This is a genomic window from Microbacterium sp. NRRL B-14842, assembly GCF_050470785.1.
Genome location: NZ_JBFLUM010000028.1, coordinates 1 through 9,967, shown reverse-complemented (window position 1 = coordinate 9,967; position 9,967 = coordinate 1). Strand labels below are relative to the sequence as shown.

Sequence of the window (9,967 nt, the reverse complement as noted above, 5' to 3'; positions counted from 1 at the left end):
CGACGGCACGCCGTCGATGAGCGCGAGCGGACCGGAGGAGCCTCCGGCATCCACCGCGTCGACGTCGATCACGCTCCAGCCGACGTGCACGACATCCCCCTCATGGAAGCCGCCCCGGAGCGCGAGGGCCCGGCGCTCGGCCCGTGCCCGCGCCGACTCGGCGGTGTATCCCCGACGCCCCGGGTCCGCCGCGCGGAGCACCTCCGCCGTCGCCAGGGCATGCGTGTCGGTGAGCAGGATGACGCCGAGGTGCCAGGCCTCGCCGACACGGACGATCCGCCGCCCGCGCCAGCGCGAGTCCTTCTCCTCGCCGAGGCCCTCGCGGGGTGCGCCGGCGAGCTCCTGCACGGCCTGGGTCAGCAGGGCGGAGGCGGTGGTCACAGCTCCCCCAGCGTGGTCTGGTCGGCGAGGCGCGGGCCCGCGACCTGCGCACGATCGCCCCGCAGCGTCATCCCGATCAGCGGGTACAGGAGCACCGACAGCATGCCCGCCCCGACGAGCGCGGCCGCGGTCCCCGAGTCGAGCATGTCCTGGTCCACGCCGATCGCGGTGACCGCGACGATGATCGGCAGTCCGGTGGCCGCGAGCAGGCCGAGGGCGGCGCGGTCACGCCCGCTGGCGCCCGCCGGGGCGGACAGCTGGGCGGCCGATCCGCGGATCACCAGGAGGGCCAACAGGAACACCGGCACGAGCGACATCGCCGTGGGAGACGTCAGCAGCGCCTGCAGGTCGAAGGTCACGCCCGTGTAGAGGAAGAACACCGGCACGAGGAAGCCGAACGCGAGCCCCTCGATCTTGCTCTCGACCTCGGCCGCGTCCTTCTCGGGTGCCGCGCCATGATGATGCGCCAGATGGCCCCCGCGACGAAGGCGCCGAGGAGCATGTCCAGGTCGAGCATGACGCTGAGGCCGACGAGGGCCGCGATGAGGAGGATCACGAAGCGCACCCCGAACTGGTCGGAGGTGTGGAGGGTCGCGCGCACGATGCCGTGCAGGCGCCCGTGCGGCACCCGGTGCGCGACGAGGACGGCGAGGCCCGCCAGCACGACGAAGGTCAGCAGCACCGCGGTGGCCAGGGGCGTCGTCGGGTGCTGAGGAAGATCGAGATCGCGATCAGCGGCAGGAACTCCCCCACGGCGCGATGGTGCTGATGGCACGGCCGAACGGGGTGTCCAGCTCCTTCGCATCACGCAGGATCGGCATCAGCGTGCCGAGGGCGGTCGAGCTCAACGCGATCCCGATGACGACCCATGCCCTCGCCCGGGGCGAAGAAGAATCCGAGCCCGATGCCCAGCAGCACGCTGAGCAGCCAGCCCAGCGACGCCGGGCCAGGGGCTTCCGGCCACTTGGCGGAAGTCGATCTCGGAGCCGGCGACGAAGAACAGCACGGCCAGGCCGAAGTCGCTGAGCTTCTCCAGGAGGGGCCCTGGCTCCACCCAGCCGAGCACCGCAGGACCGACGAGGATCCCGAGGACGAGCTCGAACACGACGATCGGCACCCGACGAGCGGACGGACGCCGCGTGCGAGAAGCGGTGCGGCCACCGCCAGCAGCGGGATCAGCACCAGTCCGACGTCGCTCGCATCCACGGTCTCAGGGTAGCGACGCCGCGGGCGATTCGCTCCCCGCCCGCGCGACACGGCAGAATCGATGCACACCCCGAGGAGCAGCCATGACCCAGCCCGATACCGCCCGACTGCTGATCGCCTGCGACGACCAGCCCGGCATCGTCGCCGCGGTCGCCGGCGTGCTCGCCCGGCACGGGGCGAACATCATCTCGCTCGACCAGCACTCGACCGACTCCGAGGGTGGCCGATTCTTCCAGCGGACGGTCATCACCTCGACGGCCTGTCCGCCGCGCGCCCCGCCCTGGAGGCCGACATCGCGGCGGTCGCGGAGCGCTTCGGCATGGAGTGGTCGCTGCACGACGTCGCCCGGCGCAAGCGCGTGGCGATCTTCGTCTCGAAGTACGACCACTGCCTCATGGAGCTGCTCTGGCGCACGCAGCGGGGGCAGCTCGACATCGACATCACCATGGTCGTCTCGAACCACCCCGACCTCGCCGAGGCGGTCCGCTCCTTCGGAGTGCCGTTCGTGCACATCCCCTCGACGGACAAGCAGGCGATGGAGGAGCGTCAGCTCGACCTCCTCCGCGGCAACGTCGATCTCGTCGTGCTCGCCCGGTACATGCAGATCCTCAGCGACGACTTCATCACGCGCCTCGAGGCCCCGGTCATCAACATCCATCACTCGTTCCTGCCCGCCTTCATCGGCGCGAACCCCTACGCCAGGGCGAAGGAGCGCGGCGTGAAGCTGATCGGTGCACGGCGCACTACGCCACAGCCGACCTCGACGAGGGGCCGATCATCGAGCAGGACGTCACGCGGGTCACGCACTCCGAGTCCGCGGCCGAGCTGCAGAGCCGGGGCGCCGACGTCGAGCGTCTGGTGCTCGCCCGTGCCGTGCAGTGGCATGCCGAGGACCGCGTGATCGTGCACGGCCGCTCGACCGTCATCCTGTAGCGCTCCGCCGCTCAGCGGTCGGCGTTCTCAACGGCCGGGGACTCCGGCGGCGAGCTCTGCGAAGACCTCGGCGGCGGTCGTCCCGCGCGCGAGCGGGGCGGCCTGCCCCATCCACAGCGACTGCAGCTCGCCGAGATTCTGCTCTCCTGCCGCCGCGCGGAAGCGTCCGGTGAGCCAGTTCTGCATCGGGAACGGAGCGATCGTGCCGCTGGCCTCGATCGCGCGGACTGCGCGGTTGCGGGCTCCGCGGGCGAGGCGTCCGCTCATCGCCTTCGTCAGCACGGTCTCGTCGGCGGCAGTGGTCCGGATGGCGTCGCGGTGCGCTGCGGTCGCGGCGGACTCGGCGGTCGCGAGGAACGCCGTCCCCACCTGCACGCCGGAGGCACCGAGGGCGAAGGCCGCCGCGACCCCACGGCGGTCGGCGATCCCGCCGGCGGCGATGACCGGCACGTCGACGGCGTCCACGACCTGGGGCACGAGCGCGATGGTGCCGACGAGCGACTCGGTCGCGGGGCGCAAGAACGACACGCGGTGCCCGGCCGCCTCGGCTCCGGACGCGACGACGGCATCGACACCGGCTTCGGCGAGCGCGACCGCTTCGGCGACCGTGGTGGCGGTGCCGACGACCCGGATGCCGCGGTCGCGGGCCTCGGCGACGACGGCGGGCGACGGCACCCCGAACACCACGCTCAGCACGGCGGGGGCGACCTCCCAGACCGCGTCGAGCTGCTCGTCGAGGTCGGGCATGTAGCGCTCGGGGCGTGCCGGCACCGGAACCCCGACGGCCTCGTAGAACGGCTCCAGCGCCTGCGCGAAGACCGTGTGCTGCGGGTTCGGCACGGCCTCGTCACCCAGGGGCAGCCAGATGTTCAGCGCGAAGGGGCGGTCGGTGGCGCGGTGCAGCTCGGCCCCGACCTCCCGGATCCGGTCCCCGTCGTAGCCGTAGAGACCGTAGGATCCGAGCCCGCCGGCCGCGCTCACCGCCGCCGTCAGCTCCACCGACGAGGTCCCCCCGAACGCCCCCAGCACGATCGGATTCTCCACTCCCAGAAGTTCTTCTGTCGCCATACCCGACGGTACGCCTTCGAATCGCCTGAATGGCTCCATCGGCGGCCCGGATACAGCGATTCAGGCGATTCGAACGGGGTAAGCTCGCGGCATGAGCGAGTGGTTCGGGCAGATGCTCGGCTTCGTCGCGGCCGCGATCGGCCTTGTGACGATGCCGGATGCCGCCGCGCTCGGCCTCGCGATCGCGCTGCTCGCCGTCACCGTCCTCACGCTCGCACTCGCACTGAGCGTGCGCCACCAGACCTCCGCCGATGCCCCGCACCCGCTGCGGGCGATCGATGTCGGAACGCTCCTCCCGCAGAGCGATCCGGATGCCGCCGGGCACCCTCGTCCGCGAGCGCCGGGAGTCGCGACCAGCCGCGTAGTCCGTCCGACCGGGACCGCGCGGCCTTCGCCGACCCTTCCCGACCTCATCGAACGGACCTTCCCGTGGACATCTTCGCCTTCCCTCCCCTCGCCGCGCTCCTGGACGCCGCCTACGGTGCCTTGAACGGCCCCTCCACCCTTCTCGAACCCCTCGCCGGCCCCTCCGCCGCCGCCCTCGCCGTGGTCCTGGTGACCCTCCTCGTGCGCGCCCTCCTCATCCCTGTCGGCATCTCCCAGGCCCGAGCCGAGCAGACCAGAGCCCGCCTCGCCCCGAAGCTGCGCGCGCTGCAGCAGCGCCACCGGAAGAACCCGGAGCGCCTGCAGCAGGAGATGATGGCGCTTTACCGGGCCGAGAACACCTCGCCCTTCGCAGGGATGCTGCCCGTGCTGGCGCAGGCACCCGTCGTCGGGCTGTTGTACACCCTGTTCCTGCGACCGGAGATCGCCGGACACCCGAACGAGTTGCTCACCCACGACCTCTTCGGTGCCCCGCTCGGCACGAGCCTGGTGTCGGCCCTCTTCGGCGGCACCGCGACCCCGGCGACGTTCGCGGTCTTCGGCGTGCTGCTGGCCGTGATGATCGCCGTCGCCGAGGTCACCCGGCGGGTGTTCCGGCCGGTCCCCGTCGAAGGCGACGACTCCCCGCTCAGCTCCCCCGGCATGCTGCGGATGATGTCGGCGCTGCACTACCTCACCGCGGTGTTCGCGGCCTTCGTCCCCCTGGCCGCCGCGCTCTATCTCACGGTCACGGTGGTGTGGACCCTCGTGCAGCGGGTGATCCTGCGCCGCCGCTACCCGCTGCCGCAGCCTGCCGTCGTCCGGGCGTGAGAGCCGCTCGGCCGGAGGGGTCAGTCCGGAAGCGGGATCGGAGCGGTGAACGGTCCCGCGGCACCGTCGCCCCTCCGGTCGCGGCGCACGCCGAGAGTGGTCCCGACGCTCGCCGCGATCACGAGCGCCACCGCGAGCAGCCGCAGCGGCGTGGCGTCCTGTCCGAGGATGAGCCACCCGGCGAGGGTCGCGAACGACGGCTCGAGGCTCAGCAGCACCCCGAACACCCGCTGCGGGAGCCGACGGAGCGCCGCGAGCTCGAAGCTGTACGGGATGACGGACGAGAGCACCGCGGTGACCGCCGCGAGCAGGAGGAGCTGCGGGTCCAGCGCCACGGTCGCCGCCGCGGGCACACCCACGGGGATGAGGAGCACGGCCGCGACGACGAGCCCCATCGCGAGCCCGCTGCTGCCGGGGATGAGGGCGCCGACGCGCGCGCTCATCCGGATGTACATGACCCAGAATCCGGCCGCGATGAGGATGAAGACCACGCCGAGCGGGTCGAGGGGCTCGGCTCCGACGAGGCCGTCCACGCCGAGCAGCGCCATGCCGAGCAGGGCCACACCCACCCACACCGCATCCCGGAGACGACGGGTCAGCACAGCGGCGAGCACGAGCGGCCCGAGGAACTCGATCGCCACGGCCGGCCCCAGGGGGATGCGGTCGATGGCCGCGTAGAAGAAGCCGTTCATCGCCGCGAGCGACACCCCGAACAGCACCGCGGCGAGCCACTGCGACCGGGTCCAGGCGCGGGGCCGCGGTCGCACGATGACGACCAGCAGCAGCGCGGCGATCGCGACGCGGAGCGATGTCACGCCCCACGGCCCGAGGACGGGGAAGAGCTGCGCGGCGACGGCGGCGCCGAACGGCAGGGAGAGGCAGGATCCGATGACGAGGGCGACGCCCACGAGGGGTCCGGATGTCGCGGGTCTCTGCACCAGACAAGCTTAGGCGGCGGGGTCCTGCCTCCCCGCCGCCTGCGCCCTCCTCACGCGGATCAGAGCGGCTTGCCGCCCGTCACCGCGAGGACTGCTCCGGACACGTACGACGACTCCGCCGAGGCGAGGTACACGTAGGCTCCGGCGAGTTCCGCGGGCTGGCCGGCGCGCCCCAGCGGCGTGTCCTGCCCGAACGTCTCCAGGCGCTCCGGCCCCCATCCGGTCGCGGGGATCAGCGGCGTCCAGATCGGACCGGGCGCGACGGCGTTGACGCGCACGCCGCGCGGCCCTGCCTCCTCTGCGAGCGCCTTGACGAACGCGACCTGTGCTGCCTTCGTCATGGCGTAGTCGATGAGACCCGGTGACGGCTGCGCCGACTGCACCGACGAGGTCACGATGATGCTGGATCCGGGCTCGAGGTCAGGGAAGGCGGCACGTGCCGAGAAGACGAGACCGGCGAGGTTCGTGTCGAACACTCGACGCATCTTCTCGGTGTCGAGGTTCTCGAAGCCGTCGATGTCGTGCTGGTAGGCCGCGTTGAGGACGAGCACATCGAGTCCGCCGAGTTCGCGGCGCGCGCGGTGCACGGCGTCGGTCGCGAAGGCCTCCTCGCGGACGTCGCCGGGGATGCTGACGCCGGTGCGACCGGCCTCGCGGACGAGCGCGAGCGTCTCCTCCGCATCCTCCTGCTCCTCGGGCATGTGCACGATGGCCACGTCTGCGCCCTCGCGGGCGAAGGCGATCGCGACGGCACGCCCGATCCCCGAGTCGCCGCCGGTGATGAGGGCACGCCGCCCCTCGAGCCGCCCGTGGCCGACGTAGGACTGCTCGCCGTGGTCGGGCTCCGGGGTGGTCTTCTCGGTGAGGCCCGGCTGGTCCTGGCTCTGCGCCGGGAACCCGTCCTCGTGGTGCGCGTGTCGGGGGTCGGTGAGGCCGCCGTCGCGGGTGGTGTCGGTCATTTCCGCTCCTCCTGTCATGGGGCTGACGATCAGGTCGTGATCGAGCCTCGCGGCTTCGGAGGGCGGACGGCAGGGGGTTGACAGCCCCGGGCGCTCTCCGGGAAACCGGCCTCAGCCGGCGGAGGGGGCGTCGCCGTGCGGGGGCTCGGCGTTCTCGGCGGGCTCGGGAACGAGGTAAAGCCCGGTGGGAGCGTTGGCGGTGAAGGCGAGCGCCTCGATCCAGGCTCGGTTGACGGCGGGCTGCCGGCTGCCGAAGTACTTGAAGACGAGCGAGCTGCCCGGCTGGATCCAGACGGTGGTCCGGCCGCCGCCCACGCTGGCGTCCTCACGCCAGCTGAACGGGAACGGCTCGCCGCGGCGCAGCTTGGCCGTGATCACGAGCTGCAGGTGCGTGAGCGCCCGATCCTCGATCTCGGTCTTCACGCTGCCTTCGTAGATGAACTTGCCCATCGGGTGATGCTCCTCGGTCGGGTGGTCCTCAGCCCGGCGGACACTGCCGGGATCGGCCTATGGGTAGAGGGTAAGCCCTCGGACGGGGCGCGCGGCAAATCGGCCTCGGAGGGCGACGCAGGCGTCGAAGTCAAGGCCCTGCGCACGATCCATGCGGGGGTTAGCCTCGAATCATCGACACCCGAGGAGGGCACCGCCATGACTGACCGCCACATCGACGACCGTCCCGAGGAGGGCTACACGCCCGGCACCACCCACGCCGAGCGCGGCGCGGGCAACCCGCGACTGCGCGTGCGGCGCGACGACGAGCGCACGGAGTTCGCGCTCGACATGGAGGAGGTGCGCATCGGTTCCGCCGCAGGGAACGAGCTGCGCCTCGCCGACACCGAGCCCGTGCACGCGACGGTCGTGCACGACGACCGCGACGAGTACGTGGTGACCCTGCACGCCGACGGCGAGATGAACTCCAACCCCGACGCGGACGCCACCCACCCCGGCGAGCGCACCGAGACGCTGCGCACCGGATCCCGCTTCACGGTGGGCCCGTGGGAGCTGGTCTTCGCCCGCGAGGAGTTCGCCGACCACGGCCGGCCCTTCGGCGGACGCCTCGGTGGTGAGTTCTCCGACCAGCCGCTGCAGGAGGCGCGTCCGGGCTACGACGCCGACGACGAGCGGCTCTCGCAGGCCGACGTCAACGACGAGCTCTCTCAATCGGACTCCAAGGCCGACTGATGGTGCGGGGTGCCGACGGGCTTGGACTCCGCTGACCCCCGCTGCCGGAGGTAGATCGCGAACGCGACCATCGTCCCGACCGCGAGGAACTCGGACTGCCAGTTCTGCAGCGTGCGGTCCCAGAAGTCCGAGCTGGTCACGTAGTCGGCCCAGGTGATCGCGGCGACGCCGTGCATCGCGTTCTCCTCGTTCATGACGACCGTGCCGGCGAGCGACTGCGCGAACCAGGACAGCACGAACACCGCCCCCATCACGATCAGCAGCGAGTTGCCGAACACGGCGGCTCGCCATCCGCCCGCCCGGGCCCACCGCGGCGAATCCGGGCGGGCGTGCGGGCCGACGAGCTGATCCGCATCGCTGCCCGGCCCCTCATCGCCGGGCTTCTTCGACTCCGGCGATCCCTTCTGCACGAACCAGATCGTCGCAGCGATGAAGAGGAAGAACTGCAGGAACTCCGACTGCCAGTTCTCGGCGACGTCGACGGCGAAGTCGGACGACCAGAGGAAGTCCCCGAAGCCGATCGCCCGCTGCCCGTGGTCGAGGAGCTCCTCGTTGTTGCGGAGGTAGCCCGCGAGCGCCTGGCCCGCGAGCGCGAGCGCGAACAGCGCGAGGAAGAAGAGGCTGAGGGCGTGGTCCTTGATCCGCGAGCGCATCGTCATCGCCCTCCCAGCGGCAGGCCGATCATCACGGCGAGCCCGACGCCGATGATCCCCGCCCAGATCCAGAAGACCGCCCGCATTCCCGCGGTGTCGCGCGCATCCTCCGCCATGTCCGCCTCCTTCGTCGGTGTGACCACGGTCCGACGATGGCGCGCAGGATGAGTGCCCTCCAGGGGCTTGACGCGGCCACGGTTGTCAATCCCCTCCATCAGGGCTCCGCGGCACCCGTAGCCTGGCGGAACCGATGAGAGGAGCGCCCGATGACCGCACCGAACGAGACCCCCGACCTCGAACGCCTCGGCGAGCTCGCCCGCAGCCGAGGCCTGCGCGTGAGCGTGGCCGAGTCGCTCACGTCCGGACGCCTCGCGAACACGATCGGCGCCGGCGAGGGGGCCTCCGGCTGGTTCGCCGGCGGCATCGTCGCGTACTTCACGGAGGTGAAGGAGCGGGTGCTGGGGTTGACCCCGGGGACCGACCCGACCTCCGCGGCCTGCGCCGAGCAGCTCGCCACGGGAGCGCGGGAGCTCTTCGACGCCGACATCTGCGTCTCGACCACCGGCGTGGGCGGGCCGGGTCCGGAGGGCGGTCACCCCGCGGGCACGGTCTACCTGGGCTGGGCGACCGCCGACGATGCGGGGCACCGGAGACTGGCCCTGACCGGCGATCCGGACGAGATCCTGTCGGCGAGCGTCGACGCCGCGGTGCGACTGCTCGCCTTCCACGCCGAGGGGCTGCACCCTGCGGGGCCCCGGCGCACCGGGTCCGACTGAGGTCTCAGCGCCCCGGCACGAGACCGACCCGCAGCGGGGCTCCCGGCGCTGTGGCTTCCGTGAGGGCGGCGTCGATGTCGAGGAGCGATCGCACCGCACCCACGGCCTCGCTGAACGGATACGCGCGCCCGCGCCCCGCGAGGAACGACGCCGCTGCAGCGAGGTCGTCGGCACCGTAGTTGTGTACCCCCGCGACCGTGATGAGTCGGCGGACGAGATCCTCCGCGTCCAGCGGGACCGGGGCTGCGGGGAACACGCTGCCGACGAGGACCGCCGTCCCGCCGACGGCGACGCCCGCGAGGGCCTTCCCGACGGCATGCCCTGAGGCCTCGATGACGACGTCGGGGTCGCGGTCGAGCGCGGTGGCCCCGAACCGGGAGGCGAAGGCGCGCCGGTCGTCGTCCGGATCGCGCACCTCGACGACGGCACCGTGCTCGGCGGCGATCGCGGCGGCACTGATCCCCACGAGACCCGCGCCGTGGATGCGCACCGCGGCGCCGTCGAGGTCGATGTCACGGGCGGCACGCGCCACCGCGGCCCACGCGGTCGCTGTCGCGCAGGCGGCCGGCGCCAGCACCGCAGCGGGCAGCGCCTCCGGCACGCGCACGATCGCGGTGCCCGCCCGCAGCTGCACGTGGCTGGCGAACGCCCCTGTCAGGTCGCCGTGGGCGCCGACA

14 protein-coding genes and 1 pseudogene are annotated in these 9,967 nt (G+C 72.2%); 5 read left to right on the top strand and 10 right to left on the bottom strand.

Features of this window, described 5'->3' with window-relative positions; genetic code table 11:
- The 4 genes from AB1285_RS19595 to AB1285_RS19580 form a co-directional block, all read right to left on the bottom strand.
- On the bottom strand, positions 1-381 hold a 381-nt coding region (locus tag AB1285_RS19595), incomplete at its 3' end, for a glutaminase (protein WP_429977697.1).
- Positions 378-767, bottom strand: a complete 390-nt coding sequence (locus AB1285_RS19590) for a cation:proton antiporter (protein ID WP_429977696.1) — start codon at positions 765-767, stop codon at positions 378-380. The genes AB1285_RS19590 and AB1285_RS19595, both read right to left, overlap by 4 nt.
- Positions 737-1,063, bottom strand: a complete 327-nt coding sequence (locus AB1285_RS19585; protein WP_429977695.1) for a cation:proton antiporter — start codon at positions 1,061-1,063, stop codon at positions 737-739. The genes AB1285_RS19590 and AB1285_RS19585 overlap by 31 nt, the downstream gene beginning before the upstream one ends.
- Before the next feature lie 162 nt (positions 1,064-1,225).
- Positions 1,226-1,498 carry a cation:proton antiporter gene (locus AB1285_RS19580; RefSeq protein WP_429977694.1) on the bottom strand — a complete coding sequence of 91 codons (273 nt, stop codon included), beginning with the start codon at positions 1,496-1,498 and terminating at the stop codon, positions 1,226-1,228.
- A gap of 172 nt (positions 1,499-1,670) precedes the next feature.
- Between AB1285_RS19580 and purU the strand changes: the two are divergent.
- Positions 1,671-2,520: pseudogene (purU, locus tag AB1285_RS19575) on the top strand (formyltetrahydrofolate deformylase).
- 27 nt (positions 2,521-2,547) lie between these two features.
- Here the strand turns inward: purU and AB1285_RS19570 are convergent.
- Positions 2,548-3,588 (bottom strand): NAD(P)H-dependent flavin oxidoreductase, encoded by a 1,041-nt coding sequence (locus AB1285_RS19570; protein ID WP_187662326.1) that lies wholly within the window; start codon positions 3,586-3,588, stop codon positions 2,548-2,550.
- A gap of 91 nt (positions 3,589-3,679) precedes the next feature.
- Here AB1285_RS19570 and AB1285_RS19565 point away from each other — a divergent pair, with 91 nt between their 5' ends.
- A complete protein-coding gene (locus AB1285_RS19565; protein WP_429977693.1) occupies positions 3,680-4,078 on the top strand; it encodes a DUF6412 domain-containing protein in 399 nt (132 codons plus the stop codon).
- On the top strand, positions 4,018-4,782 hold the full coding sequence (locus AB1285_RS19560) for a YidC/Oxa1 family membrane protein insertase (RefSeq protein WP_280564962.1): 765 nt from the start codon (positions 4,018-4,020) through the stop codon (positions 4,780-4,782). Before AB1285_RS19565 ends, AB1285_RS19560 begins: the two co-directional genes overlap by 61 nt.
- A gap of 20 nt (positions 4,783-4,802) precedes the next feature.
- On the opposite strand, the gene AB1285_RS19555 is transcribed toward AB1285_RS19560, so the two are convergent.
- The 3 genes from AB1285_RS19555 to AB1285_RS19545 all read right to left on the bottom strand — a co-directional run bounded on the left by AB1285_RS19555 (position 4,803) and on the right by AB1285_RS19545 (position 7,129).
- On the bottom strand, positions 4,803-5,720 hold the full coding sequence (locus AB1285_RS19555; RefSeq protein ID WP_370428613.1) for an EamA family transporter: 918 nt from the start codon (positions 5,718-5,720) through the stop codon (positions 4,803-4,805).
- A gap of 59 nt (positions 5,721-5,779) precedes the next feature.
- Positions 5,780-6,679 (bottom strand): SDR family oxidoreductase, encoded by a 900-nt coding sequence (locus AB1285_RS19550; RefSeq protein ID WP_259954306.1) that lies wholly within the window; start codon positions 6,677-6,679, stop codon positions 5,780-5,782.
- 111 nt (positions 6,680-6,790) lie between these two features.
- Positions 6,791-7,129: an ATP-dependent DNA ligase gene (locus AB1285_RS19545; protein ID WP_187662330.1), complete on the bottom strand. Its 339-nt coding sequence runs from the start codon at positions 7,127-7,129 to the stop codon at positions 6,791-6,793.
- Positions 7,130-7,327: 198 nt separating this feature from the next.
- Here AB1285_RS19545 and AB1285_RS19540 point away from each other — a divergent pair, with 198 nt between their 5' ends.
- Positions 7,328-7,861, top strand: a complete 534-nt coding sequence (locus AB1285_RS19540) for an FHA domain-containing protein (protein WP_187662331.1) — start codon at positions 7,328-7,330, stop codon at positions 7,859-7,861.
- Here the strand turns inward: AB1285_RS19540 and AB1285_RS19535 are convergent.
- Positions 7,837-8,514: a DUF6766 family protein gene (locus AB1285_RS19535; protein WP_315638431.1), complete on the bottom strand. Its 678-nt coding sequence runs from the start codon at positions 8,512-8,514 to the stop codon at positions 7,837-7,839. The two genes, AB1285_RS19540 and AB1285_RS19535, sit on opposite strands and share 25 nt — an antisense overlap.
- Positions 8,515-8,780: 266 nt before the next feature.
- On the opposite strand from AB1285_RS19535, the gene AB1285_RS19530 reads away from it, so the two are divergent.
- On the top strand, positions 8,781-9,290 hold the full coding sequence (locus AB1285_RS19530; RefSeq protein ID WP_363589837.1) for a CinA family protein: 510 nt from the start codon (positions 8,781-8,783) through the stop codon (positions 9,288-9,290).
- A gap of 4 nt (positions 9,291-9,294) precedes the next feature.
- Here the strand turns inward: AB1285_RS19530 and AB1285_RS19525 are convergent.
- Positions 9,295-9,967, bottom strand: a 673-nt coding sequence (locus tag AB1285_RS19525; RefSeq protein ID WP_429977692.1) for a zinc-binding dehydrogenase, incomplete at its 5' end; no start/stop codon positions are given.